Source organism: Cupriavidus sp. H39, assembly GCF_050271075.1.
In the GTDB taxonomy this organism is placed as follows: Bacteria; Pseudomonadota; Gammaproteobacteria; order Burkholderiales; family Burkholderiaceae; genus Cupriavidus; species Cupriavidus necator_B.
The window spans coordinates 1,508,639-1,533,450 of record NZ_CP189846.1; the positions used below are offsets into that span (position 1 = coordinate 1,508,639).

Sequence of the window (24,812 nt, forward strand, 5' to 3'; positions counted from 1 at the left end):
CGGGGTCTCCCTTTGCCTGCGCAAGGAGCATGCTGTGCAAACCTGGATACGTTTTCGCCGCGCCGACGGCAGCATCGGCCATGGCCGCATCGATCATGCCGACCCCAACCGCGTCGTCGAATACGATGGCGACGGCTTCGACGATCCCAGCCCCACCGGCGCCGTTTATGACCGCGCCGCGCTGGCCCTGCTCGCGCCGTGCGCGCCGGGCAAGGTGGTGGCACTATGGAACAACTTCCATGCGCTCGCGCGCAAGCTGGAAAAGCCGGTGCCGACGCATCCGCTGTTCCTGCTCAAGCCGGCCACGTCGCTGGCCGGTCCGGGCGATGCCGTGCAACGCCCGAAGAGCTATGACGGCAAGATCGTCTACGAGGGCGAGCTGGGCATCGTCATCGGCAAGAAGGCGCGCAACGTGACGGTGGCGGAGGCCGGCGCCCATATCTTCGGCTACACCATCGTCAACGACGTGACCGCGGCCGAGCTGATCACGGCCGATCCCAATTTCCCGCAATGGACGCGCGCCAAGGGCTTCGACACCTTTGGCTGCATCGGTCCGGCCATCGTCACCGGCTTCCACTGGAAAGCCGCCAGCGTGGTCACGCGTCTGGACGGGGTGGAGCGGCAGAACTATCCGCTGTCGGACATGATCTTCTCGCCCGAGGAACAGGTCAGCCGGATCTCGCAGGACCTGACGCTGATGCCGGGCGACGTCATCGCCGTCGGCACCTCGCTGGGCGTGGGTTCGATGAAGGACGGCGCCGTGGTCGAGGTGTCGATCGCCGGCATCGGCGCGCTGGTCAACCATGTGCGCGGCTGAGCCGGGCGCCCGATTCATTTCCTGAAACGGTGAATGCCATGCCAATGACAATCGGTGTGCCGCGCGAAGTCCACCCGGGCGAGCGGCGCGTTGCCGCCACCCCGGATTCGGTCAAGGAACTGCTCAAGCTCGGCTACCAGGTGGTGGTGGAGAGCGGCGCGGGCCAGGAGGCTTCGTTCTCGGACGACGACTACCGCGCCGCCGGCGCTGCCATTGTCGACGCGGCCAGCCTGTGGGCCTCGGTCGACGTGGTGGTCAAGGTGCGCCCGCCGCAGGTCCACCCCAGCCTGGGGGTGGAAGAGGCGGCGCTGCTGAAGAAGCACGCCGCGCTGATCGGCTTTGTCTGGCCGGCGCAGCAGATGGCCATGCTGGAGCGGCTGGCGCAGCGCGGCGCCACGGTGCTGGCGATGGACTGCGTGCCACGCATCTCGCGGGCGCAGAAGCTGGATGCGCTCAGCTCGATGGCCAATATGGCGGGCTACCGCGCGGTGATCGAAGCCGCGCATGCCTTCGGCCGGCCCTTTGCCGGCCAGATCACCGCCGCGGGCAAGATCCCGCCGGCGCGCGTGCTGGTGATCGGCGCGGGCGTGGCGGGGCTGGCGGCGATCGGCGCGGCGCGCAGCCTGGGCGCGGTGGTACGCGCGTTCGACACGCGGCCGGTGGTGCGCCAGCAGATCGAGAGCCTGGGCGCGGAATTCCTTACCGTCGAGATCGACGAGGACGGCAGCGGCAGCGGCGGCTACGCCAAGGAGATGAGTCCGGCCTTTATCGAAGCCGAGATGCGGCTGTTTGCCGAGCAGGCGCGCGAGGTCGACATCATCATCACCACCGCGCTGATTCCGGGCAAGCCGGCGCCGAAGCTGCTGGAGGCCGCAACCGTCGGGCTGATGCGCGCCGGCAGCGTGGTGGTGGACCTGGCCGCGGAGCAGGGCGGCAACTGCGTGCTGACCGTGCCGGGCGAAAGCGTGCGACGCGAGGGCGTCACCATCATCGGCTACACCGACCTGCCCAGCCGCATGGCGGCGCAGGCGAGCCAGCTCTACGGCACCAATATCCGCCACTTGCTGGCCGAGCTGACGCCGGGCAAGGACGGCCAGCTGGTGGTCGACATGGACGACGAGATGATCCGCGGTGCGACCGTGCTGCACCAGGGCGCGGTGACCTGGCCGCCGCCGCCGTTGACGGTGGCGGTACCGCAGCAGCAGGCGCCGGCGGAGGTGCCGCCGGTATCGGCCGAGGCCGGCCCGCCGCGCAGCCGCACCGGTTCGGCACTGGTCGCGCTGGCGCTGGCGGCCGCCGCGCTGCTGGCGCTGGGCGCGGTTGCGCCGCCAGCCTTCATGGCGCATTTCACGGTGTTCGTGCTGGCGATCTTTGTCGGCTACCAGGTGGTGTGGAACGTCACCGCGGCGCTGCACACGCCGCTGATGAGCGTGACCAATGCCATCAGCGGGATCATCGTGGTTGGGGCGCTGGTGCAGCTGGGCAAGCCGTCGCTGCTGACGGCGCTGATCGCGGGCTGCGCGGTGCTGGTGGCCACCATCAATATCGCCGGCGGCTTCCTGGTGACGCAGCGCATGCTGAAGATGTTCCAGCGAGACTAAGGCCAAGGAGACAGCCATGCCATCCGGAATCAGCAATATCGCTTACCTCGCCGCCAGCGCGCTGTTCATCCTCAGCCTGAGCGGGCTGAGCCATCCCGCCAGCGCCCGGCGCGGCAACATGCTCGGTATCGCCGGCATGGTGATCGCGGTCATGACCACGGTGCTGGCGGGCAGTCCCGACGGCATCGCCATCATCATCGGCGCGATGCTGGTGGGCGGCATCGCCGGCGCGCTGCTGGCCAGGCGCGTCGAGATGACGCAGATGCCGCAGCTGGTGGCGGTGCTGCACAGCTTCGTCGGCCTGGCCGCGGTGCTGGTCGGCTACGCCAACTACCTGGAGCCGACCACGCTCGCCGGCGCGGAGAGGGCGATCCATGAGGTCGAGACCTACCTCGGCATCCTGATCGGCGCGGTTACCTTCACCGGGTCGATCATCGCCTTCCTCAAGCTGCAGGGCACCATGGGCGGCAAGCCGATGCTGCTGCCGGGCCGCCATGTGCTCAACGCCGGCGCGCTGGCGGTGTGCGTGTGGCTGGGCTATGCCTTCCTCGGCGCGCCCGATCCGCAGCAGGGACTGGTGCCGCTGGCGGCGATGACGGTGATCGCGCTGCTGGTCGGCGCGCACCTGGTGCTGGCCATCGGCGGCGCCGACATGCCGGTGGTGGTGTCGATGCTCAACAGCTACTCCGGCTGGGCCGCCGCGGCGACCGGCTTCATGCTGGGCAACGACCTGCTGATTATCACCGGCGCGCTGGTGGGCTCGAGCGGCGCCATCCTCAGCTACATCATGTGCAAGGCGATGAACCGCAAGTTCCTGGCGGTGATCCTGGGCGGCTTCGGCGCGGTGCAGGCGCAGGGCGCGGCGACCGAGCAGGGCGAGGTGCTGCCGGTGTCGAGCGAGGAAGTCAGCAGCCTGCTCAAGGACGCCAGCGAGGTGATCATCGTGCCGGGCTACGGCATGGCGGTGGCGCAGGCGCAGGGCACCATCAGCGAGATCGCGCGGCGGCTGCGCGCGCAGGGGGTCAACGTCCGCTTCGGCATCCACCCCGTGGCCGGCCGCCTGCCGGGGCACATGAACGTGCTGCTGGCCGAGGCGAGGGTGCCGTACGACATCGTGCTGGAAATGGAAGAGATCAACGATGACTTCGAGAAGGCCGACGTGGTGCTGGTAGTCGGCGCCAACGACATCGTCAACCCCGGTGCGCTGGACGACCCCGCCAGCCCCATTGCCGGCATGCCGGTGCTGGAGGTGTGGAAGGCCCGGACCGTGGTGGTGTCCAAGCGCAGCATGGCGGCGGGCTACGCCGGCGTGGACAACCCGCTGTTCTACAAGGACAACACGCGCATGTGGTTTGGCGATGCCAAGGGCAGCGTCGATGCGCTGCTGCGGCAGCTGGAGGAAGCCCCGGCCTGAGCGGCCTGGCGAGACCGTGCCTCGCGTCGTGCAAGCCCACCGCAGCCCCCGCTGCCCGCGGGCTGCGGTGGCTTGCTGCGTTGCGAAACCGCTTTGCATCGCCGCCTGCCCTGGGGATTCATGCCAGTTCCGCTCTCTATAAACGGTCGTGAATAGATACGATAAAAAACTTTAAGACTAGTCAAATTAAGCTTCAGGTAGCATCAATCCACGACTTCATGTGCCGCAATGCCAGGCGCCGGTCTAGTTGCGAGAAGGGGCGATCCCACAACGCCCCGATGTGCCCGCCGAGGCACAAACAATACGTACCAGGAGACAAGACAGATGGCGCAATTGGAAGCATCGGCCCCCGCCGGTCACGACGACGTGAACGGGCGCGGGCTGCAGAACCGCTGGATCCAGCTTGCAATCGGGGTAGTGTGCATGGGGCTGGTGGCGAACTTGCAGTACGGCTGGACCCTCTTCGTGTCACCGATGGACGCAAAACATCACTGGGGCGCGTCCGCCATCCAGGTGGCATTTTCTATTTTCATCGTGACCGAAACCTGGCTCGTGCCGCTGGAAGGCTGGCTGGTGGACAAGTTCGGCCCGCGCCCGGTGGTGGCGGGCGGCGCCATCTGTGCGGGGCTGGCATGGGTGATGAACGCCTACGCGACCACGCTGCCGGAGCTCTATGTGGCCGCGGTGATCGCCGGCATCGGCGCGGGCGGCGTCTACGGGACCTGCGTCGGCAACGCGCTGAAGTGGTTTCCGGACAAGCGCGGCCTGGCCGCCGGCCTGACCGCGGCGGGTTTTGGCGCGGGTGCGGCCATCACCGTGATCCCGATCGCGAACATGATCCAGAGCGCGGGCTATGAGAAGGCCTTCCTGTTCTTCGGCATCCTGCAAGGCGTGTGTATCTTTGCGCTGGCGTTGCTGCTGGTGAAGCCCAGGGCGCCCAAGGGGGCAGTGGCGGCCAAGGCGGTGCTGACCAATCCGGTGGAATACACCCCGGGGCAGATGGTCAAGACGCCGGTGTTCTGGCTGATCTATGCGAGCTTTGTCGCGGTGGCGGCGGGCGGCATCATGGCGACGGCGCAACTGGGGCCGATCGCCAAGGACTACGGCTTTGCGTCGATGCCGGTGACGCTGCTGGGACTGACCTTGCCGCTGCTGACGATGACGCTGTCGATCGACAACCTGTGCAACGGCTTCACGCGGCCGCTGTGCGGGTTCCTGTCGGACCGGTTCGGGCGCGAGAACACGATGTTCGTGATCTTCATCGGCGAGGGGCTGGCGCTGCTGGGGCTGATGCAGATGGGGCACAACCCGTACTGGTTCATGTTCTTCGCGGCGCTGACCTTCCTGTTCTGGGGCGAGATCTTCTCGATTTTCCCGGCGTTGTGCGCGGACACGTTCGGCAGCAAGTTCGCGGCGTCGAACGCGGGCACGCTTTACACCGCGAAGGGGACCGCGGCGATGCTGGTGCCGCTGGCCTCGGTCCTGTCGGCGCGCGGCGGCTGGGAAGCGGTCTTCACGGTCGCGGCGGTGGTGACGATCGCAGCGGGCCTGTCGGCGAAGCTGGTGCTGGCGCCGATGCGCAAACGATTTATCACGGGCCATGCGGCGCCCGCCATGCCCGTGGCGGAAGCCGGCCTGATCGCGAACGCATCGGCCAGGCATGGTGAGTAGGCGGGCCATCGCCGTGTCGGGTTGATGCATCGAGGTTGCTGACGGCCGGGCGCTTGCGCCCGGCCGTCGGTCGCGCGCGATAGAAGCAAAGAGGCCGGAAGGGTTTGGCATCCCTAGGGAGCGCTTAAGGCGGCCTCAAAGTGCGCAAATACGTTGTATGTAATATATCTATCGCTTGGAATCGCTGTGCCGTACGTTCCGGGTGGGCCGACCCGCGTCTGTGCGAAATGCGAATAAATGGCGCTCGAGTGAGGAATTGCGCTGATATGAGCGCTGATCCAGCCGGGATTGCTGCGGTGCACTGACGAAAGTTTGTCGCACAGGTGGAAAATAGCTTGCCGTTCTCTGATATATCACATACCGTATGTCATCAAGACCGGTCGATCGGAACCGGCACAGATCGAAGCAGGGCACAGGCCCCGCGCACCACGAACACAAGTCCAACAAGGAGACCAAGCATGTCGGAAGTCGTAGCGAAACGGGCCCAGAGCACTCCCGCGGCAGCCTGAACCAGAAAAATTCCAACCCCAGTCAATTTGCATAGAAGGAAGCAACCATGGCAGAAGTCGGAAACGAGCTGCAGCGTCACGCCGCGGAAGAACATCAGGCACAAACCGATGGGTTTCATCTGGTCATCGAAGCGCTGAAGCTGAACGGCATCGAAAATATCTACGGCCTGCCCGGCATTCCGGTGACGGACCTGGCCCGCCTGGCGCAGGCAAACGGCATGCGCGTCATCAGCTTCCGTCACGAGCAGAACGCCGGCAACGCCGCGGCGATCGCGGGCTTTCTCACGCAGAAGCCGGGCGTTTGCCTGACCGTGTCCGCGCCCGGCTTCCTGAATGGCCTGACGGCGCTGGCGCATGCCACCACCAACTGCTTCCCGATGATCCTGATCAGCGGCTCGAGCGAGCGCGAGATCGTCGACCTGCAGCAGGGTGACTACGAAGAGATGGACCAGCTGGCGATCGCCCGTCCGCACGCCAAGGCGGCGTTCCGCGTGCTGCATGCGGAAGACATCGGGGTCGGTATCGCGCGTGCCATCCGCGCCGCCGTGTCGGGCCGTCCGGGCGGTGTGTACCTGGACCTGCCGGCCAAGCTGCTGGGCCAGTCGATGGAAGCCGAAAAGGGCCGCAAGTCGCTGATCAAGGTGGTGGACCCGGCCCCGCGCCAGCTGCCCGCGCCGGACTCGGTCGACCGTGCCGTCGCGCTGCTGAAGACCGCCAAGCGGCCGCTGATCCTGATCGGCAAGGGCGCCGCTTACGCACGCGCCGAGGCGGACTTGCGCAAGCTGGTCGAGAAGACCGGCATCCCGTACCTGCCGATGTCGATGGCCAAGGGCCTGCTGCCCGATACGCATCCGCAATCGGCCTCGGCTGCACGCTCGTATGTGCTGGCTGAAGCGGACGTGGTGCTGCTGGTTGGCGCGCGCCTGAACTGGCTGCTGTCGCACGGCAAGGGCAAGACCTGGGGCAAGCCCAAGCAATTCATCCAGATCGACATCGCGGCGACCGAGATGGACAGCAACGTCGCCATCGCCGCGCCGGTGGTGGGCGACATCGGCTCGTGCGTCACCGCCATCCTCGACAAGATCGGCAACGACTTCGCCAAGCCGGGCGCCGACTGGCTGAACGCGGTGGCCGACCGACGGGACACCAACCTGGCGAAGATGGCCGAGACCCTGGCCAGGGCCAGGGATGCCGCGCCGATGAACTTCCACGGCGCACTGAGCGTGCTGAAGGATGTGGTCAAGGCCAACCCGGGCATCTCGTTCGTCAACGAAGGCGCCAACACGCTGGACTACGCCCGCGCCGTGATCGACATGTACGAGCCGCGCAAGCGCCTGGACGTGGGCACCTGGGGCGTGATGGGCGTGGGCATGGGCTACGCGGTGGCCGCGGCGGTCGAGACCGGCAAGCCGGTGCTGGCATTGTGCGGCGACAGCGCGTTCGGCTTCTCGGGCATGGAAGTGGAGACCATCTGCCGCTACAACCTGCCGGTGTGCATCGTCATCTTCAACAACAACGGCGTCTACAAGGGCATCGACGTGAACCCGACCGGCGGCAAGGATCCGGCGGTCACGACCTTCGTCCCGGGCGCGCGCTACGACAAGATGATGGAAGCCTTCGGTGGCGTCGGCCACAACGTCACCACGCCGGCGGAACTCGACGCCGCGGTGAACGAAGCCCTGCGCTCGGGCAGGCCCACGCTGGTCAACGCCGTCATCGATCCGGCGGCCGGCACCGAAAGCGGCCGCCTGACCAACCTGAATCCGCAAAGCTCGGCCAAGAAGTAATCCACCCGAATTTCACTCCCTAATCCAATAGGAGACGAACGTGAACCTCCCACTCAATGGCATCAAGATCATCGACTTCACGCACGTCCAGGCGGGTCCCGCCTGCACGCAGTTGCTGGCTTGGTTCGGCGCCGACGTGATCAAGGTCGAGCGCCCCGGTTCCGGCGACGTGACCCGCACGCAGCTGCGCGACATCCCGGATGTCGACGCGCTCTACTTCACCATGCTCAACAGCAACAAGCGTTCGCTCACGCTGGACACCAAGAAGCCCGAGGGCAAGAAGATCCTGGAGCAGCTGATCCGCGAGTCGGACGTGCTGGTCGAGAACTTCGGCCCGGGCGCGTTGGACCGCATGGGCTTCTCGTGGGAGCGCATCAACGAGCTGAACCCGAAGATGATCGTGGCGTCGGTCAAGGGCTTCAGCGACGGCCATCACTATGAAGACCTGAAGGTCTACGAGAACGTGGCGCAATGCGCCGGCGGCGCGGCCTCGACCACCGGCTTCTGGGACGGCCCGCCCACGGTGTCCGCCGCGGCGCTGGGCGATTCCAACACCGGCATGCACCTGGCGATCGGCATCCTGACCGCGCTGATCGGCCGCGACAAGACCGGCAAGGGCCAGAAGGTGGCCGTGTCGATGCAGGACGCGGTGCTGAACCTGTGCCGCGTCAAGCTGCGCGACCAGCAGCGCCTGGACCGCCTGGGCTACCTGGAAGAGTACCCGCAATACCCGCACGGCACCTTCAGCGACGTAGTGCCGCGCGGCGGCAACGCGGGCGGCGGCGGCCAGCCGGGCTGGGTGCTGAAGTGCAAGGGCTGGGAGACTGATCCCAACGCCTATATCTACTTCACCATCCAGGGCCATGCCTGGGAGCCGATCTGCAAGGCGCTGGGCAAGCCGGAATGGATCGACGATCCCAACTACGCCACGGCCAAGGCGCGCCAGCCGCATATCTTCGATATCTTCAACACCATCGAGGAATGGCTGGCCGACAAGACCAAGTACGAGGCGGTCGACATCCTGCGCAAGCATGACATCCCGTGCTCGCCGGTGCTGTCGATGAAGGAGATCGCCGCCGACCCGTCGCTGCGCGCCAGCGGCAGCATCACCGAGGTGCCGCACAAGGAGCGCGGCTCCTACCTGACGGTGGGCAGCCCGATCAAGTTCTCCGACCTGAAGCCGGAAATCACCGGGTCGCCGCTGCTGGGCGAGCATAGCGAAGAAGTGCTGGCCGGCCTGGGCTACGGCGCCGACGACATCAAGCGCCTGCGCGAGTCCCAGGTGATCTGACGCCGCCGCCGGCATATGTGCCGGGGCGTACGCCGGGGTCGCGCCAACCGCGCCGCCCCGGTGTTTTTGCTTGCAGCGCGGCCCGATGCCGCGCTAACTTGATGGCTACATACCCCAACCGGCAATGACCGACAGAGAGGGAATCCCCATGCCAGAACCCATCGATTTCGCGCAACTGGTGTCCGCCATTGGCGACGCCGTCATCATCTCCGACGCCAACGGCGCCATCACGCTGTGGAACCCGGCCGCCGAGCGCATGTTCGGCTACACCCAGGCCGAGGCCATGGGCCAGTCGCTCGACCTGATCATTCCCGAACGGCTGCGTGGGCGCCACTGGGAGGGCTACGACAAGACCATGGCCACCGGCATTACGCGCTACGGCCATGACCTGCTCAAGGTGCCCGCGGTCGACAAGGACGGCAAGGCCCTGTCGATCGCCTTTACCGTGGCGCTGCTCAAGGATGACGCCGGTGCCATCACCGGCATCGTCGCGGTGATCCGCGACGAGACCGTGCGTTTCCAGGAGGAGCGGGCGCTGAAGAAGCGGCTGGTCGAACTGGAAAGCCAGGTCAGGGAGCAAGCCTGAGGGGCCTGCCGCTGCAGTGACGCGGGCGCCGCCGCCGTCTTTCCTGTGCACCCGATTTGCCTCGGCGGCAGCCCTGTCAGGCAGGCACGGGCCGTTCGTGCCGCCCGGCATCAAGGTTCACGCCGGTAGCCTGCCACCAGCTGCTTCATGGCGCGAAAGGCCGTGGCCCGGTCGTCGCCCAGCAGGAAGGCGTGTACGCCTAGCTCACGCCACGATTCGTATTGTCCGGCCGCGCGCGGCATGGCGCAGAACGGTACGCCACCGGACCGGCAGGCCTGCGCCATGCGGTGGATCGCGGCCTGTACTGCGGGATGGTGCGCGTCAGCGGGCACGCCAAGGCTTTGTGACAGGTCGATCGCGCCTTCCAGCACCATGTCGATGCCGGGCACGGCAACGATGTGTTCGATAGCTTCGACGCCTTCGCGATCCTCGATCATGGCCACTACCATCAGCTCACGGTTGGCCCGCTCCATGTATTCCGGGAGCGTGAGCGTACCGAAGCCGGTGGTGCGGCCGCCGGCGATGCCGCGGCTGCCGAGCGGATGATAGCGCGTGCTGGCAACCGCCAGCTCGGCCGTGGCGCGGCTGCATACGTGCGGCACCACGATGCCCTGCGCACCGGCATCCAGGACGCGCAGGATGATGGCCGGCTCTGCCGCGGGCACCCGTACCAGCGCGGTGATGCCGGCGCATTCGGCAGCGCGGATCATGTTCTCGAGCGTCTGCGGGTTCACGCCGACATGCTCGAGGTCCAGGATCACGAAGTCGAAGCCGGCGTAGCCGATCATCTCTGTCATCAGCGGCAAAGGCAGCGAGTTGATCAGCCCGAACACGTCGCGCCCGGCCGCGAGCGCACCCTTGAGTTGGTTAGGCTGCAGCATGGGTATGCTCCACCGGCAGGTAGCAATGCCGCGGATGCGGGTGGCGCAGGAAGTCATGGTGGGAGATATGCCAGGCGTAGGCGCCGGCGTACGGGAACACCACCAGGTCGCCCGCGCGCACGCTGTCCACCGACGTGTCGTGGGCCAGGATGTCCTTGGGCGTGCAGAGTTGCCCGACCACGCTGACGCGCGCGTCGCGCACCGCGGGGCGGGCGAACGGATAGCGCCACGACGCCACCGGCAGCACCCGGAACGGATGGCTGTGGCCTTGCGCATAGGGTGTGCGGAAGTGGTGCGTGCCGCCGCAGGCGACGACGAAGGTGCGATCGAAGGCATGCTTGACGTCGATCACCTCCATGGCGTAGTAGCCGCAGAACGCGGTGATATAGCGGCCGCATTCGAAGCGCACGGTGAGCCCGTCGCGCTGTGCCGACAGTGCCGGCAGGCCTTCGGCAAAGCCGGCCCAGTCGAACTGCCGTTCGGGCTCGCGGTAATTGACGCCGATACCGCCGCCGACGTTGACCTGGTCGAGCGTGTCGAGCCCGTACTCGGCGCGCCAGCGCCTGACCTGGCCCAGGTAGGCGTCGAGCAAGCGCAGGTGGGCGGCGGCGTCGAGCTGATGGGACATCAGGTGAAAATGGAAGCCGCGCAGCCGGATCTCCGGGTGCGCGCGCAGCCACGCCAGGCACGCGGGCAGCTGGTCGCCGGCAATGCCGAACGGCGTGGGCTTGCCGCCCATCATCAGCGTGGTGGCCTGCAAGCCTTCGATGGCCAGGTTGACGCGTAGCAGCACCGGGGCCGTAACGCCGCGCTCGCGCGCCAGCCAGGCCAGCCGCTCGAGTTCGTGCAAGCTTTCCACATGCAGCGCCTCGACGCCGAGCTCGAGCGCGCTGGCCAGTTCCGCATCGGTCTTGCCGGGGCCGCTGAAGATCAGCGGCAGCTCGGCAAAGTGCTCGCGCACCCAGGCCAGTTCGCCGCCGGAGGAAATCTCGAAGCCATGCGCCAGCGGCGCCAGCGTCTGCAGGATCGGCAGGTCGGAATTGGCCTTGATGGCGTAGAACAGTTCGAAACCCGGCGGCAGGCTGCGCGTGATGGCGCCGGCGTGGCAGCGCAGCGCCTCGAGGTCGTAGACGTAGGCGCTGAGCGGGTCGGCCGCGCCGGCGAGCGCCTGATGCAGGTGTCCGGTGACGCGCGACCAGCGTAGTTCGGGAGTGCTCATAGTCATGCCGCCTCCATGCCGGCGAAGGGAATGGGATTGGCCACGGACACGTAGGTCGAAGCGCGATCGGCGCGCTGGAAGAAGCGGTTGCTGAAATTGGTCTTGGCAGGGAACGGGTGGCCTGCCAGCAGGCCGTTGATGCGCCGCGCCGACGCGGCATTGCCATGGCGATGCTGGTAGGCATGCAGGTGATGACGGACCACCGACCACAGCCGCGCAGTCAGGACCTGCCTGCCGGCACCGAGCTGGGCGATGACTTCGCACAGGTTGTTGACGAACAGGCAATAGGCGACGCGGTTCCAGCCTTGCGCTTCGTCATACCACAGCGAAGCCCGCGCGCGTTCGCTGAGCCCGGGCATGGACGACGCGGGATGGCGCGACGGCGTCAGCTTCACCCCTTCGAAGTCGCGCAGGAACAGCTGCGCCGGCATGTCCTGGCGCAGACCCAGCACGACATTTTGCAGGTGCGGCTCGAACACGATGCCGTGCGCGAAGAAAAGATGGAACACCGGGTAGAGCAACTGCGACACATACGCGGAGAACCAGCGCTCGGCCATGGCATCCACCGTGGTCCCGGCCTGCGCGGCGAGCGCAGTGAGAAGACGTTGCATGCGCGCAGCGCCGTAGTCATGGTTGCCGAACAGCGAGCCGGCCAGCAGCGGCACGCAACCAGGCGCGCGCAGCGTATCCACGCTCTGGCGCAGGATCAGGCCGAAGCCTTCGATGACCTGGCGGTTCTGCTCCAGATCGGCGTTCTTCAGGTCCACCGACAGGAACGCTGGCTCCTCCATCAGCGCCAGGCCCGGGAACAGGCGCGCCAGGTCCGGCAGCAGCGGACGCAGCACGCGGTTGACATGCATGGCGCTCTCCAGCTCGTACCATGCGTTCTTGCGCACGCAATTGGTGATGCGGATGTTCAGCGACAGCTTGTAGAAGTACGGATTGCCAGGCTGGTACAGGGTCCGGATCGATGAGGTAGGAAAAAAGTCCGTACCCTGCGTGCCCAGGTCCAGCATGCGTCCGCTTGCCAATGCAGCGTGTACGAGCGGATGCTCGCGCAGATATCCCGCCTGCCACGGATGGACCGGCACCGCGACGCGGTCGGCGCAAACGGCCGGGGCATGCGCCGCGATCAGCTGGTCGCAGCTGGCGCCGAGCAGCGACTGCTGCGCGATGTCCTCGCGCGGCACCGCAAACCACGCCAGCGGAAAGCGTGTGCGCAGTTCCGGCGAATAGCGCAGCAGGTCATCGTCGGAGAAGCCCTGCCGGCTTTTAGGGGTGGGATGGAAGGGATGGCCGAAGGTCAGCGATTGCTCCGAATCGATATAGGCCTCCACCGGATCGGCCGGGATGGTCGCAGGTACGGGCACTGACAGCACTTTCGTGCTGACCGCGACGCTGTTGCGGATCTGCACCATCAGTTCGGTGTTGGGTGGCAGTTCGTGCTGTTGCGCCATCTCGCGCAACAGCAGCGCGGCCAGCGCTTCCCAGTCCAGCAGCGCCCATGGCTTGTTTTCGGCCTTGTGGAAGACCGGCGACAGGTAGCGGTAGTTGCCGGTCAGCCACGCACCGCCGACAACGGCCAGCAGGCGGTCGTGGAGATGCGGCAACCGCACCTCCAGCACCTGGGCCGGCTCGCGCTGCAGGATCATGGCGATGGTCGCAGGCCAGTCGTTCGGCGCGGCGGGCGGGCCGACGCGCAGCTCGCCGGCGGGGGCCGCGACTTCACGGCAGTAGCAGTTCAGCAGCGTTTCCTCGCAGCGCCGCGCGGCGGCCAGTTCTGCCAACGGGCGGCGCGTGCCGATATCTTCGGTCTTGGCTTGCACTTGCATTGTCTTGTGACCTCGTTCTCGGGAGGGATCAGAGTGTGCCCATCCGCTGTCGGGCGGTAAGGACCAGGTAGGTGACGACTGGCGCCAGCAACGCGGCGCCAAGCAGGTACGGGGCGCGCTGGCCGGCCAGGCTGACCGCCGCGCCGGCGCCAAGGCCGGCCACGACCCCACCCCATTTCGAACTGCTTTCGAACCAGCCGAAGGTGCGGCCGGCATTGCCCGCGTGCACCACGCTTGCGACCAGCGCATGCAGCGCGATAAAGCCGACGGTCATGGCAAGGCCCATCAGCAGCCGCCAGGCCACCAGCGCCGGCAGTCCGAGCGGCGCGGCCTGTGCCACCAGGGCAAGCGCCAGCGTGCCGTAGGCGGTGGCAAGCAGTGCCAGCGACGGGGCAAGCCCCAGACGTCGCGACAGCAGCGGGGCCGCGGCCAGGTACACCAGGTGTGGCAGGCCGAACAGCAGTCCGGCAGTGGCCGAGGAGATGGCGGGCATGCGCTGCTGCATGTCAGGGATGAAGTAGGGGAACGTCACCACGGTGGCGAACACGAAGGCAAACTGCAGCACATAGATTTGCCGCGGCGTGGCGGGTGCCGGCACGCTGGTGCCATGGGCGCGTGCCGGCCGCTTTGCCGCGCTGCCGGCTTCGCCCGCTGGCAGCCAGGCAATCAGCACCGCGGCGCCCACCGGCAGCAGCGCAAGCCAGCGGTACAGCACGATCGGCGCTTCGGCACCCATCCACCAGCCGAGACAAGCGGGGGCGGCCACCAGCGCGGCGCGCGCCGACCACTGCATCGCCGTCAGGCTGCGAGTCAGGGTGGTGCCGCTGGCGACCGTGGCCAGGTAGGCATTGGAGGCCGAGAAGGTCCCGCCCAGCACGCCTTGCAGAACAAGCGCCACCAGGAACGCAAACGCGTTGGTTGCGTAGCTGGCGAGCAAGAAGCTTGCCGCCAGCCCCAGTTGCGCGCGCATCAGCAGCGGCTTCTTGCCGAAGCGGTCCGCGAGCCGGCCCCACCATGGCGCCGAGATCGCCGCCAGCAGCGTTGGCACCACGTAGAACGCGCCCGCGAGCCATGGCACGTCGTTATGCAGCGAGCGCTGCAGGATCAGGGCGAAGAACGGCGGCATCCCCAGCGCCGCGAACGCGGCGATGAAATGGCATAGCATCACCACCGCGACAACCTGCCGCGTGCCGGCGCTCATGCGGCCACCCTGAGAAAATTGGGGGCCCGCTTGCCATAGAACTTGTTGACGTCGGTCGCGCCGGTCTGCGCCTTTTCGGCCAGCGACGCTGCGGTCAGCAGGTACTTGAGGTGCAGCCGGTCGTCGTCGAGCAGTACCTGGCGCGCGCAGGTGGTGTCCTCGCCGGCGGCAGCCAGGTCGGCAAGCACGGCCTCCACGTGGCGTCGCACGCGCGCGTAGCCGGCGCCCGCATCGGTGCCACGGCGCTGCGCCAGGCCTTCCACCAGCGCCGCGATGTTCAGTTGCAGCGTGATGGTGACGAACATCTGCGCCAGCGGCAGCGCCGAGTCCACGCCGATCCGCTGGTCTTGCAGGCCTTCCAGGCAGGCCGCGAGGGCCGGCCAGCGCTGGGCGAGCATGGGGCGGTCGATGCGCGCGGCATCATTGTCCTTGAGCATCAGGCGCAGGCCGTCGCTGCCGTAGACCAGCATCGAGTTCTGCTGGTTGGATTCCAGCGCCACGCCATAACGCAGCCATAGCGTGAGGTGCAACTGCAGGGTCAGCGCCAGGTAGGTGTCCAGCCAGGCCTCGACATCGCCGCCGTGATAGCGGCCAGCGAGTTCCTCGGCCACGCACAGGCCACTGGCGGTTTCAGCCAGCAGCCCCGCCACCGGGACCACGGTCTTGTCCGCCAGCTGCGCTTCGGGATAGCGGCGCAGGATATAGCCCAGGAACGGGCGCTGGTCGACATGGGCGCCGTTGGCTTCGTCGGTCAGCAGCACGCGCCCGTGCAGCCCCGGTTCCTGGCGGACAATCTCGCCAAGCAAGGTCTGGATGCGATGGCCGTCGCCGATGGTGCTGGGCTTGATCGTGCGGATGTTCTTGGCGCCCAGCGTGCGAATCGTGAGCGGCAGCTTGATATGCCATGCGGGGGCGTCGAGCACCACCAGCGAGCGCACCGACAAGGTGGGCGACACGCGCAGGCAGGACCGGGGTGCGCGGATGACCTGGCGTTCAAGCCCGGCTTCGGCGAGGAAGCCATCGAGGTGATGCTGCCAGACGAAGGGATGAACCGGCACCAGCGCATGCGAGCGCGCAAGTGCGGGATCGAGGCCGACCTCGGCGCAATCGGGCCAGTTCGGCGGCAGCGCGTCGCCGCTGCGATGATGACGCTCGCGCGGGACGGCAAGCCAGTTCAGCGCGAATGCCGGCTGGAACTCGGGCGCGTAGCGAGCCAGGTCTGCGGCGGTAAAGCCAAGCTTGGCGCGCGCGGTGGGGTAGTAGGGGTGGTCGAGGAAGCTCGCGACGCGGTCGTAGTGGAGCATGCGCTGGTGCCAGGCCGTCAGCGCGTAGCCGGCAGCGCTGTCACCCTGCGCAAACCAGCGTGCGCGCGCGGCCATCGATACGGTGCGATGCTCGGCCGCGGCACGGCATTCGTCGCCGTAGGCGGTGAACAGCCGCGTCTCTTCGTCGGGCAGACCGTCGGCAAAAGCGGCCAGGATGGTGTCGAGGTCATGCAGCGCGGTGAACGCGCCGGCCGCTTCGCGCAGCACGGGCAGGCGGGTCAGGCGCCATTCCTGCATGTAGCGCGTTGGCGTTACCGGGATCCACAGCGTGCCGGCGCCAAGGTGCGCGACGCGCAGCCACTGCTGGCCGGCGTCGAACCCATGCGCGTCAGCGGCCGCCACCGCTGCACCGCCGTACACCTCGCCACGGCTGGCACACGCGCGCACGTCTTCGCGCAGCAGGGTATCGACGACGCGAACGCAGACATAGTCCGCGTCGGCGTCGGCGGCGCTGGTGGACAGGGCTGGTCGCTCGGGCAGGCGGGCGCTCATTGTGCGATCTCCCAGGCGAGCTGGCTGCTGGCCAGTTCGACCGCGGCGGCAAGACCCGCGGTGTCGGGGCCACTGGCGCGCAGCACGCCCAGGTAATCCTTGTTGGAGTGGGTCAGCTGGATGGCGTCGCCCACCTTGCGCAGGGGCTGGTAGGTCAGCCGCACGCCGCCGTCTTCGTGCTGACTGTGGGCGGGCGCGTGTCGCAGCATGCCCTCTGCCTGCGCGGTGAAATAGCGGATCCAGGCCGCCCGCCGCGGCACCTCGAGCGCTGGCAGCGCCTCGCCAAGGTGCAGGCGCAAGACCTGCTCGAACAACGGGAACTGCAAGGTGTCGGCAAGCAGGAACTCGCGGTAGTCGCCGATGCTGCGGTAGTTGATCTCGATAAGCCGCGGGCCTTTCGCAGTCAGCACGTATTCGGTATGGCAGGCGCCAAAACCGATGCCGAAGCGGCGGATGGTGTCCAGCACCTCGGCTTCGACCGCGGCCGGCAGGCCGGTGCCCCATACCGCTTCCAGCTCAACGAAGTACGGCGGAGGCGACAGGGCCACGCGGAAGCCGCCCAGCGCGCGAAGCTGCTTGCCATCGCCCAGCGTTTCCAGCGTGTACAACGGGCCTTCCAGATATTCTTCCAGCAGCAACACCTGGCCCGGGTGGCGGGTCCAGATCGCGCCGCAATGCTCGGCCAGTTCGGCATGGCTGCGCGCCAGGCTGACCTGCTGGCTGGCCACGCCTTCGCGCGGCTTGACGATGCACGGCATCGGCACGTGGGCCAGCGCGGCCAGGCTGGCGCGGTCGCAGACAACCGCGTGCCAGAGCGTGTCGATGCCCGCCTCCTGCAGCCGCCGCCGCATTTCTGCCTTGTTCTTGGCGGCGTAGGTGGTGCGCCAGTCCTTGCCTGGCAGGCCAAAGTAGGCCGATGCGATCGCCGTCGCCGCCTGCAGATGGTCGCTATTGGAAAATACGGCCGCGGGCTTGCCGCCGCGGCGAGTGATGGCATCGACTACCGCCAGCGGGTTGAAGACATCGCACGGGACGATGTCATCCGGATAGGCGGGCAGGCCAACGCCGGCAAAGTGTGCGCGATGGGCGTCGGCACAATCGGTCAACAACACCACGGCGCGCCCGAGCGCGTGCGCCGCCGGCAGGAATCCTTCGTTGACGGCGGTGGTCGGTACGTGGGCGAGTACGAAGATCTCTTGCATGAGTCGAGCCTCAGAGGGATGTACGAGTGGGAGCTCTCAGTCGCTCCAACGACGGTGCGCGATGCACGGCGTCTTCGGGTTGCCGCGAATGCCGGGCGAAGATCCGTGGCCGTTCGCGGCGGGCCAATTGCTCGAAGCATGCTAATGCGACTCATTCTCAAATTCAACGACACATTGGCTGGCGGGCGGCATTTGCCATAGACATTCAGGCCATTTGTTCCGTGTTGGGATGGCGCAAGGTCCACATATTCGGCACCGGGACATATGTCCCGGATCGGAATTGTGCGAAGTAAGTCACTTCAGCTTATGCTGACAAGACAGGTCTTTGCCAGTTATTGAGAATCAGTTACATTACGCGTCCGCCTTTATGCCCGTTTTTTTCCAGCCGGCTCGTCATCGCTGGCCAGAAACCGAACGCCTATGCCCCCAAAGTTCTTGCTGCTGCTTGCCGTCTTCCCGCTTTATCAGGCATGGGATCTGTACCAGCTTGTAGGCAGCGGGCCGTCCTTCCACTTCTATGCCGAAACCGCGGCGACGATTGCGTTCCTGGCCGTCCTCTGCGTCGTGATCTGTGAACGCCGGCGGGCCTTGCGCGCGTTCGAAACGCTCAAGCATTCGGCGGACGCCTCCGCGCGCGCCGCGGCGGAACGCGACGCCGTCGCACAGCAGTCCACGCGCGATTTCCTGCAATCGATGCAAGAGCAGTTCGAGCGCTGGAACCTGACTCCCGCCGAAAGGGACGTCGCATTGCTGCTGGTCAAGGGCTTGTCGCTGGAGGAAATTGCCGGTGTGCGCGAAACCGGCGCGAAGACCGTGCGGCAGCACGCCGCCAACCTTTATGCCAAAGCCAAGGTGAGCGGGCGCCATCAGTTGGCGGCCTTCTTTTTCGAAGACCTCCTGGCGCCCCGTTCTTCGCGGGAATCGTAGTTAAACCCCTTGGCGAGCGCCTTTGCGGGGGCCTTCAGCCGGGCCAGTGCGCCGCCGTCAAGGGTCGCCGTTACAACCGGGAACCAGGCTAACGCTTAGAAAACACTTTCTGCCGCGTTTCGCGCCTACATTTCGCTGCGGGAGGAAATTCATCATGCGAAACATTCTTGCGGCCTGCGTTCTTGCAGGCCTGGGCACGATCGGATGGGGCAGTGCGCAAGCCCGGGTGAACGTGGACATTGGCATCGGGGTTCCCGGCTACGTCGTCGCTCCACCGCCCGTCTACTATGAACCGGCACCGGTCTACGCGGTGCCGCAACAACCGGTGATCGCCGCACCGGCGTATTACGATGACTGGCGGGCCAGGCGCGCCTGGCGAGAGGAGCAGTGGCGGGAGCGGCGGTGGCGCGAACGTGAATGGCGCGAACGGCACCGTGAATGGCATCGTTGGCATGACGACGACTGATCCGTGCTGGCCGCAGGCAGGAGCAAAGCACCTGCCATGTTTTTTGGGTCGAACCAACTCGACCCGATAGCGCACGTAAAGCTTGCAAAACGGCGCGTACACGGCTGCGCCGGATTTACCATGCAGCGCGCCGCGTGCGCCGCAGGCCGTGCGTGACCGGTCCTTGCCGGGCCGGAACGATCCTTGCGCCGCGGCAAGTCTGCCGGCACCGCGGTGGGCCGGCCCATCGGGAGAATGGCGATGGATCGAGACGGCTGGTTCTGGCGGCGCTGGCGCTGCCATCCGGTGCGCATGGCCCTGGGCCTGTTCATCGTCGCAGCGGGAGCCGCTTCCCTGCTGGCGCGGCTGTTGCCGCAATCGGTGTAGCGGTGCCAGCCGTGCCCTGATGCCTCCCGAACTCGCCGCCGCGCCACCGGCTTACGCGTGGCGCGACTTCGCCCGCTTTGCCGGGCCCGGCTACCTGGTCGCGGTCGGCTATATGGACCCGGGCAACTGGGCCACCGATCTCGCCGGCGGCTCGGCCTACGGCTATCGCCTGCTCTGGGTGGTGGCGATGGCCAGCGCCATGGCGATGCTGCTGCAGGTCATGGCCAGCCGCCTCGGGCTGGTCAGCGGCCTGGACCTGGCGCAGGCCTGCCGCAGGCACGCCTCGCCGCTGTCGGCCTGGTCCCAGTGGGTGCTGTGCGAAGTGGCGATCTGCGCCGCTGACCTGGCCGAGGTGATCGGCACCTCGATTGCGCTGAACCTGCTGTTCGGGCTGCCGCTGCCGTGGGGCGTGGCGCTGACCGTGCTCGACGTGCTGCTGGTGCTGGTGCTGCAGCAGCGCGGCTACAGGCGGCTGGAGGTCTTTGTCATCAGCATGGTGGTGCTGGTGCTGGGCTGCTTCCTGCTGATGCTGGCGCTGGCGCAGCCCGCGTGGCCGGACCTGGCGGCAGGCCTGGTGCCGCGCATGGCGGTGCTGGGCGATGCCGGCGCATTGTATATCGCCACCGGCATCATTGGCGCCACGGTGATGCCGCACAACCTGTACCTGCATTCCGCCGTGGTCAAGACGCGCCTGCCGCACGCGGACCGGCAGGGCACCGAGCGCGCGCTGCGCTATATCGCCGTCGACACGGTCACGGCGCTGGCGATTGCCTTCGTCATCAACAGTGCGATCCTGGTCACAGCCGCGGGCGTATTCCATGCGGCCGGCCATACCGACGTCGCCGAAATCCAGGATGCCTATCGGCTGCTCAGCCCGCTCACAGGCGCCACCTGGGCCAGCGTGGTGTTCGGTGTCGCGCTGCTCGCCTCGGGGCAGTGTTCCGCCGTGACGGCAACCCTGGCGGGGCAGGTGGTGATGGAGGGTTTTATCCGCACCCGGCTGCCGCCGTGGGCGCGCCGCCTGCTGACGCGCTGCGTGGCGATCGTGCCCGCGCTGGTGGTGGCCATCCTGTTTGCCGAGCGCGGCATGGCGCAGCTGCTGCTGGTGAGCCAGGTGATCCTGAGCCTGCAGTTGCCGTTCGCGGCGATCCCGCTGCTGCGCTTCACCAGCGACCGCAGGCTGATGGGCCGCTACGCCAATTCGCGCACGGTGTTCGTGCTGGCCGCGCTGGCCGTCGGCATCATCGTCGCCATGAACGTGGCGATGGTGGCGATGATGCTGACGGCGTGGCGGCCATAGCGCGGATTGCGCGCGCGCATCTCAGCGCTGCGGGCCCTCCTGCTCGTCATCGGCTTCGGGTCCGCCCGCACCCAGTTCCGCCCCCGTCAGCGGATCGCTCTGCGGATCAGAGGCGCCGCGCATCGCAAAGGCCTCCAGCGTGTCCTGCTGCTCGGCGGGCAGGTCGACCTGGGCGGTGCCGTCGCCGCCGTCCACCGCGGGCGTCGGGCTTTCGACAAAAACGAAGGTACGGTCCGCGTTCCACGGCCCGCGCATCGCCTCGCCCTGCGACATCTTGAAATAGACGTTGGCGAACTGCGGGTCGCCCGGCGTCTTGCCCGGCGGGAAGTTGGGGGTGATCGAGTACAGCGCCTTCTCGAACGACTTCTGGTGCGAGATCTCGCGCGTCATCAGGAAGCCCAGTGCCTCTTGCACGCTGGGGTCGTCGGTCACGTTCATCAGCCGTTCGTAGATGATCTTGGCGCGCGCCTCGGCGGCAATGTTGGAGCGCAGGTCGGCGGTGGGCTCGCCGATGGTATCGACATAGGCGGCGCTCCAGGGCACGCCGGCGGAGTTGACCAGCGCCGGTCCGCCGCCGAACAGCACCTGGGTCACGTGGCTGTCATTGCCGGCGCCCTGCAGCGAGCGGTAGAGCTCGGCTTGCTGGTCCAGCCCTTCAGCCAGTTCGCCCTTGGCGCCGCGGTTGAGCATGGCGATGATCGAGCCGATCACCTCGAGGTGGCTCAGTTCTTCCGTGGCGATATCGAGCAGCATGTCCTTGCGGCCGGGGTCTTCCTCGGCCAGGGCCTGCGTGAAATAGCGGCAGGCCGCGGCCAGCTCGCCCTGCGGGCCACCAAACTGCTCCAGCAGCAGATTGGCCAGGCCGGGGTCGGGACGCGATACGCGCACGGTGTACTGCAGTCGCTTGTTGTGCATGAACATGGTGGTCTCTCCGGTTGAGGTGAGCCGGGGGCGCGCCGGTGCGGCTGCCGCAGGCGGGTGGAGGAACGACGGCCCGGCCGGGCGCTCGCGGTCGCAACGATCATGCCCACGGGGGGCGCAAACAGCTTGCGGTGGCGTGGAGCTTGCACGGCTGCATGCAGCGTGTTGCCCGGCGCAACGCGCTAGGCCCGCCCGGCGCGGCGGATACGGTAAAACCGGGAGAGCCGTGTGAAAATTACTGGCGCTGGGTGCAGCAGGACGGGCGTTCCCGGAGAATGCAGGCGGGCCTTAGCCGCGCCTTCCGGCCGCGTGCCGCAGCAGCATCGCGCCCAGCGGCAGCGCCAGCCCAAACGCCAGGTAGACCAGCGTGAGCATGCTGGCCGAGAGCCGGCGCTCGAAGCCGGGAGTGAGGCGGTGGGGCGTGCACTTCAGGTCGACGAAGCACGCAATGCCGGCCACCGCAAGGCCGCCGAGCACCCGCGCCGGCGTGCGCTGGCGCTGCCCGCCCTGTGCCTCGGCACCGGCCATCGCCGCTTCGTAGAAGGCCGCCCAGAACACCGACATCGAATGATGGATGACATAGCCCAGCACGGTATGCCGGACCGAGGGACGGTTGACATGCATGGCACGCTCGCCCCAGACCCAGTGGCTGACCGCGTTGACCGGCGCGAAGGCGCTGCCGCAGTCGACGCTGCCGCCGCAGGCCAGCATGCCGGTGGACAACAGGCTGGCGCAGGTGCCCGAGACGACGGCGCGGCGCAGCACGGTGGCCGCATCCACCGGGTGCTGGTGCTCGGCGCCAGCGGCTTTATCGGCCGCCATGCCTGTGCCGCAATGCTGGCTGAAGGATTCCATGTGATAGCGGGCGTGCGGCGCGTGCCCGCGCGCGATGCACCCGAAGCGCCGCATGGCGGCCATGCCAGCACGGCAAGCGAATTCCGTGCCGTCGATTTCGCGCGGATGACGGCGGCGGCGGACTGGGCGCCGTTGCTGGCGGATGTCGATGCGGTGGTCAACCTGGTCGGCATCTTCCGTGAAACGCCCTCGCAGCGCTTCGACGTGCTGCATCGCGCCGCGCCGCAGGCGTTGTTCGACGCCTGCGTGCGGCATGGGGTGCGATTGGTACTGCAGATGTCGGCGCTGGGGGCCGATGACCACGCGCTTACCGAATTCCATCGCAGCAAGCGCACGGCCGACCAGCACTTGCTCGGCCTCGGCATCGATGCCACGGTGCTGCAGCCGTCGCTGGTGTTCGGCGCCGATGGCACCAGTGCGCAGCTGTTCTGCGCGCTGGCGACGCTGCCCTGCCTGGCACTGCCGGGAGGCGGCAGGCAACCGGTGCAGCCGGTCCATGTCGACGACGTGGCGCAGGCCATCGTGGCCTTGCTTGCCGCATGGGGCGGCAAGGCGCCCTGGCAATCCGGCCGGCTGGCGCTGGTGGGCCCGTCGCCGATGCCGCTGGCCGGCTACCTGGACGCACTGCGACACGGCCTGGGTTTGCGCGGCAACGCCTGGCTGTTGCCGATGCCGCGCAGTCTGGCCCAGGCGATGATGCCCCTGGCCGAACGCGTCACCGGCGGCGTGCTGGGACGCGATGCGCTGACCATGCTGGACCAGGGCAGCGTGGCGGATCCGTCGGGGCTCGCGCGCCTGCTGGGGCGGCCACCGCTGGCCGTGCCAGCATTCATCCCGCCGGGCCTGCGCGGCGCGTTGCGCGCGCAGGCGCTGCAGCGCTGGATCCATCCGGTGCTGCGCTGGAGCGTCGCCCTGGTATGGATCATCACCGCCGCGGTCTCGCTGGGGCTGTACCCGGTGGCTGACAGCTATGCGCTGCTTGCGCGCGCGGGCGTGCCCCCCGCCATGCAGCCGCTGGCGCTGTATGGCGCCGCGCTGCTAGACCTCGCCTTCGGCGTGCTGTGCGTGCTGCCGCGGCGCCCGCGCTGGCTGTGGCTGGCGCAGATCGCGCTGATCCTGGGCTACACCGCCATCATCAGCGTGCGCCTGCCGGAATACTGGCTGCATCCCTATGGCCCGCTCAGCAAGAATCTGCCGATGCTGGCCGTGCTGTGGTGGCTGCACCTGAGCGAGGAGCGGGCATGGACTACGTCACGCTGAAATGGCTGCATATCCTGTCGTCGACGTTTCTGTTCGGCACCGGCGTGGGCAGTGCCTTCTACCTGGTCGGCGCGACGCTGACGCGCAACGTCCGCACCGTCGCCGCGACCGCGCGCATGGTGGTGATCGCTGACTGGATCTTCACCGCTTCCACGGTCATCCTGCAGCCCCTGACCGGCTATGCGCTGGTGCGGATGGCAGGGTTCTCGTGGTCGGCGCCGTGGCTCAAGTGGTCGGTGGTGCTTTACGCGGTCGCCATTGCCTGCTGGCTGCCGGTGGTCTGGCTGCAGAAGCGCATGCGCGACGTGGCGCTGGACTGCGCCGGGCCGCGGTTGCCGCGCGCCTACTGGCGCCTGTTCTGGTGGTGGTTCGGGCTGGGCTTTCCGGCGCTGATCTCGTTCCTGGCCATCTTCTACCTGATGGTGGCCAAGCTCAGCTGAATAAAAAACGGCGAGGCCGCTGCCGCGCGCCTCGCCGTGAACCGATCGGGCCCGCTCAGTTGAGGTGGCCGACCGCGCGCAGGTACTCGTTCTTTTTCTCGAAGATCAGCGCGCTCAGGAACGCGGCGTCGTAGGCGGCCAGCAGGTGTGGGTGGTGTTCCTCGATATAGCGGGCCACCCGTCCCTTTTCGCATTCGATGCCGCACAGCCATTCATACATGGCGGCGTCCCAGCGAAAGCGCAGCCCCAGTTCAATGAACGCGGCGTTATACGCGGCGAGCTGGGTGTCGCGCGGGATGGGCTGGTTGTCGGCGCCGACGGTGATGGCGGCGTGGCGGCTTTCCTGCTGGGCGGGATTCATGCTGGTCTCCTCGGGTGCGCGCTGGCAGTTGGGTTGAGACAAGCATAGGGAGATCGGATGATTTACGATAATTAAAGTTTCATAGCAA

Annotated in this window: 22 protein-coding genes; 13 read left to right on the plus strand and 9 right to left on the minus strand. The window is 67.4% G+C overall.

The features are described 5' to 3' along the window. The first annotated feature begins 34 nt into the window (after positions 1-34). From ACOCMH_RS07255 to ACOCMH_RS07285, 7 genes are all read left to right on the plus strand, one after another. The gene (locus ACOCMH_RS07255; protein WP_427306220.1) at positions 35-817 is read left to right on the plus strand and encodes a fumarylacetoacetate hydrolase family protein; all 783 of its coding nucleotides are present in this window, start codon (positions 35-37) and stop codon (positions 815-817) included. Positions 818-855: 38 nt separating this feature from the next. Further along, positions 856-2,418 (plus strand): Re/Si-specific NAD(P)(+) transhydrogenase subunit alpha, encoded by a 1,563-nt coding sequence (locus ACOCMH_RS07260; protein ID WP_427306221.1) that lies wholly within the window; start codon positions 856-858, stop codon positions 2,416-2,418. Positions 2,419-2,434: 16 nt separating this feature from the next. Next, a complete protein-coding gene (locus ACOCMH_RS07265) occupies positions 2,435-3,832 on the plus strand; it encodes an NAD(P)(+) transhydrogenase (Re/Si-specific) subunit beta (protein ID WP_427306222.1) in 1,398 nt (465 codons plus the stop codon). Positions 3,833-4,156: 324 nt separating this feature from the next. Continuing rightward, a complete protein-coding gene (gene oxlT / locus ACOCMH_RS07270) occupies positions 4,157-5,503 on the plus strand; it encodes an oxalate/formate MFS antiporter (protein WP_427306223.1) in 1,347 nt (448 codons plus the stop codon). Between the two features lie 556 nt (positions 5,504-6,059). Next, positions 6,060-7,799 carry an oxalyl-CoA decarboxylase gene (gene oxc / locus ACOCMH_RS07275; RefSeq protein ID WP_427306224.1) on the plus strand — a complete coding sequence of 580 codons (1,740 nt, stop codon included), beginning with the start codon at positions 6,060-6,062 and terminating at the stop codon, positions 7,797-7,799. A gap of 40 nt (positions 7,800-7,839) precedes the next feature. Next, positions 7,840-9,090: a formyl-CoA transferase gene (frc, locus tag ACOCMH_RS07280; RefSeq protein WP_427306225.1), complete on the plus strand. Its 1,251-nt coding sequence runs from the start codon at positions 7,840-7,842 to the stop codon at positions 9,088-9,090. Between the two features lie 148 nt (positions 9,091-9,238). After that, complete coding sequence (locus ACOCMH_RS07285; RefSeq protein ID WP_427306226.1) at positions 9,239-9,676, plus strand: PAS domain-containing protein; 438 nt, start codon at positions 9,239-9,241, stop codon at positions 9,674-9,676. A 110-nt stretch (positions 9,677-9,786) separates the two neighbouring features. On the opposite strand, the gene ACOCMH_RS07290 is transcribed toward ACOCMH_RS07285, so the two are convergent. The 6 genes from ACOCMH_RS07290 to ACOCMH_RS07315 are packed head-to-tail and all read right to left on the minus strand — an operon-like array spanning position 9,787 to position 17,828. After that, the gene (locus ACOCMH_RS07290) at positions 9,787-10,557 is read right to left on the minus strand and encodes an HpcH/HpaI aldolase family protein (protein WP_427306227.1); all 771 of its coding nucleotides are present in this window, start codon (positions 10,555-10,557) and stop codon (positions 9,787-9,789) included. Beyond that, complete coding sequence (locus ACOCMH_RS07295; protein ID WP_427308396.1) at positions 10,544-11,776, minus strand: type III PLP-dependent enzyme; 1,233 nt, start codon at positions 11,774-11,776, stop codon at positions 10,544-10,546. Before ACOCMH_RS07295 ends, ACOCMH_RS07290 begins: the two co-directional genes overlap by 14 nt. 2 nt (positions 11,777-11,778) lie before the next feature. Beyond that, on the minus strand, positions 11,779-13,608 hold the full coding sequence (locus ACOCMH_RS07300) for an IucA/IucC family protein (RefSeq protein WP_427306228.1): 1,830 nt from the start codon (positions 13,606-13,608) through the stop codon (positions 11,779-11,781). 28 nt (positions 13,609-13,636) lie between these two features. Further along, the gene (locus tag ACOCMH_RS07305; RefSeq protein WP_427306229.1) at positions 13,637-14,809 is read right to left on the minus strand and encodes an MFS transporter; all 1,173 of its coding nucleotides are present in this window, start codon (positions 14,807-14,809) and stop codon (positions 13,637-13,639) included. Continuing rightward, complete coding sequence (locus ACOCMH_RS07310; protein WP_427306230.1) at positions 14,806-16,626, minus strand: IucA/IucC family protein; 1,821 nt, start codon at positions 16,624-16,626, stop codon at positions 14,806-14,808. The genes ACOCMH_RS07305 and ACOCMH_RS07310 overlap by 4 nt, the downstream gene beginning before the upstream one ends. After that, on the minus strand, positions 16,623-17,828 hold the full coding sequence (locus ACOCMH_RS07315) for an ATP-grasp domain-containing protein (protein ID WP_427306231.1): 1,206 nt from the start codon (positions 17,826-17,828) through the stop codon (positions 16,623-16,625). The genes ACOCMH_RS07310 and ACOCMH_RS07315 overlap by 4 nt, the downstream gene beginning before the upstream one ends. Positions 17,829-18,263: 435 nt before the next feature. On the opposite strand from ACOCMH_RS07315, the gene ACOCMH_RS07320 reads away from it, so the two are divergent. The 4 genes from ACOCMH_RS07320 to ACOCMH_RS07335 all read left to right on the plus strand — a co-directional run bounded on the left by ACOCMH_RS07320 (position 18,264) and on the right by ACOCMH_RS07335 (position 20,887). Then, positions 18,264-18,755, plus strand: a complete 492-nt coding sequence (locus tag ACOCMH_RS07320) for a helix-turn-helix transcriptional regulator (protein WP_427306232.1) — start codon at positions 18,264-18,266, stop codon at positions 18,753-18,755. A gap of 154 nt (positions 18,756-18,909) precedes the next feature. After that, positions 18,910-19,221: a hypothetical protein gene (locus ACOCMH_RS07325; protein WP_427306234.1), complete on the plus strand. Its 312-nt coding sequence runs from the start codon at positions 18,910-18,912 to the stop codon at positions 19,219-19,221. A gap of 240 nt (positions 19,222-19,461) precedes the next feature. Then, the gene (locus ACOCMH_RS07330; RefSeq protein WP_427306235.1) at positions 19,462-19,587 is read left to right on the plus strand and encodes a hypothetical protein; all 126 of its coding nucleotides are present in this window, start codon (positions 19,462-19,464) and stop codon (positions 19,585-19,587) included. A 19-nt stretch (positions 19,588-19,606) separates the two neighbouring features. Next, positions 19,607-20,887 carry an Nramp family divalent metal transporter gene (locus ACOCMH_RS07335; protein WP_427306236.1) on the plus strand — a complete coding sequence of 427 codons (1,281 nt, stop codon included), beginning with the start codon at positions 19,607-19,609 and terminating at the stop codon, positions 20,885-20,887. A gap of 21 nt (positions 20,888-20,908) precedes the next feature. On the opposite strand, the gene ACOCMH_RS07340 is transcribed toward ACOCMH_RS07335, so the two are convergent. Both ACOCMH_RS07340 and ACOCMH_RS07345 read right to left on the minus strand, forming a co-directional pair. After that, on the minus strand, positions 20,909-21,808 hold the full coding sequence (locus tag ACOCMH_RS07340; RefSeq protein ID WP_427306237.1) for a manganese catalase family protein: 900 nt from the start codon (positions 21,806-21,808) through the stop codon (positions 20,909-20,911). A gap of 288 nt (positions 21,809-22,096) precedes the next feature. Next, entirely contained in the window at positions 22,097-22,630 is a 534-nt protein-coding gene (locus ACOCMH_RS07345) for a hypothetical protein (RefSeq protein WP_427306238.1), read from the minus strand. Positions 22,631-22,642: 12 nt separating this feature from the next. Between ACOCMH_RS07345 and ACOCMH_RS07350 the strand changes: the two genes are divergently transcribed. Both ACOCMH_RS07350 and ACOCMH_RS07355 read left to right on the plus strand, forming a co-directional pair. Beyond that, a complete protein-coding gene (locus ACOCMH_RS07350; RefSeq protein ID WP_427306239.1) occupies positions 22,643-23,923 on the plus strand; it encodes an SDR family oxidoreductase in 1,281 nt (426 codons plus the stop codon). Continuing rightward, positions 23,905-24,363, plus strand: coding sequence for a DUF2269 family protein (locus ACOCMH_RS07355; protein WP_427306240.1), 459 nt, complete (start codon positions 23,905-23,907; stop codon positions 24,361-24,363). The genes ACOCMH_RS07350 and ACOCMH_RS07355 overlap by 19 nt, the downstream gene beginning before the upstream one ends. Positions 24,364-24,418: 55 nt before the next feature. Here ACOCMH_RS07355 and ACOCMH_RS07360 read toward each other — a convergent pair whose 3' ends face one another. Continuing rightward, entirely contained in the window at positions 24,419-24,724 is a 306-nt protein-coding gene (locus ACOCMH_RS07360; protein ID WP_427306241.1) for a LysR family transcriptional regulator, read from the minus strand. Positions 24,725-24,812: the final 88 nt, after the last annotated feature.

Coding starts and splice junctions, on each gene's coding strand:
- ACOCMH_RS07290 (WP_427306227.1), bottom strand. CDS start 10,557: ATGCTGCAGCCTAACCAACTCAAGGGTGCGCTCGCGGCCGGGCGCGAC.
- ACOCMH_RS07345 (WP_427306238.1), bottom strand. CDS start 22,630: ATGGCGGCCGATAAAGCCGCTGGCGCCGAGCACCAGCACCCGGTGGAT.
- ACOCMH_RS07305 (WP_427306229.1), bottom strand. CDS start 14,809: ATGAGCGCCGGCACGCGGCAGGTTGTCGCGGTGGTGATGCTATGCCAT.
- ACOCMH_RS07360 (WP_427306241.1), bottom strand. CDS start 24,724: ATGAATCCCGCCCAGCAGGAAAGCCGCCACGCCGCCATCACCGTCGGC.
- ACOCMH_RS07295 (WP_427308396.1), bottom strand. CDS start 11,776: ATGAGCACTCCCGAACTACGCTGGTCGCGCGTCACCGGACACCTGCAT.
- ACOCMH_RS07355 (WP_427306240.1), top strand. CDS start 23,905: ATGGACTACGTCACGCTGAAATGGCTGCATATCCTGTCGTCGACGTTT.
- ACOCMH_RS07285 (WP_427306226.1), top strand. CDS start 9,239: ATGCCAGAACCCATCGATTTCGCGCAACTGGTGTCCGCCATTGGCGAC.
- ACOCMH_RS07330 (WP_427306235.1), top strand. CDS start 19,462: ATGGATCGAGACGGCTGGTTCTGGCGGCGCTGGCGCTGCCATCCGGTG.
- ACOCMH_RS07315 (WP_427306231.1), bottom strand. CDS start 17,828: ATGCAAGAGATCTTCGTACTCGCCCACGTACCGACCACCGCCGTCAAC.
- oxlT (WP_427306223.1), top strand. CDS start 4,157: ATGGCGCAATTGGAAGCATCGGCCCCCGCCGGTCACGACGACGTGAAC.
- ACOCMH_RS07350 (WP_427306239.1), top strand. CDS start 22,643: ATGCTGGCTGAAGGATTCCATGTGATAGCGGGCGTGCGGCGCGTGCCC.
- ACOCMH_RS07265 (WP_427306222.1), top strand. CDS start 2,435: ATGCCATCCGGAATCAGCAATATCGCTTACCTCGCCGCCAGCGCGCTG.
- ACOCMH_RS07310 (WP_427306230.1), bottom strand. CDS start 16,626: ATGAGCGCCCGCCTGCCCGAGCGACCAGCCCTGTCCACCAGCGCCGCC.
- oxc (WP_427306224.1), top strand. CDS start 6,060: ATGGCAGAAGTCGGAAACGAGCTGCAGCGTCACGCCGCGGAAGAACAT.
- ACOCMH_RS07260 (WP_427306221.1), top strand. CDS start 856: ATGCCAATGACAATCGGTGTGCCGCGCGAAGTCCACCCGGGCGAGCGG.
- ACOCMH_RS07335 (WP_427306236.1), top strand. CDS start 19,607: ATGCCTCCCGAACTCGCCGCCGCGCCACCGGCTTACGCGTGGCGCGAC.
- ACOCMH_RS07325 (WP_427306234.1), top strand. CDS start 18,910: ATGCGAAACATTCTTGCGGCCTGCGTTCTTGCAGGCCTGGGCACGATC.
- ACOCMH_RS07300 (WP_427306228.1), bottom strand. CDS start 13,608: ATGCAAGTGCAAGCCAAGACCGAAGATATCGGCACGCGCCGCCCGTTG.
- ACOCMH_RS07340 (WP_427306237.1), bottom strand. CDS start 21,808: ATGTTCATGCACAACAAGCGACTGCAGTACACCGTGCGCGTATCGCGT.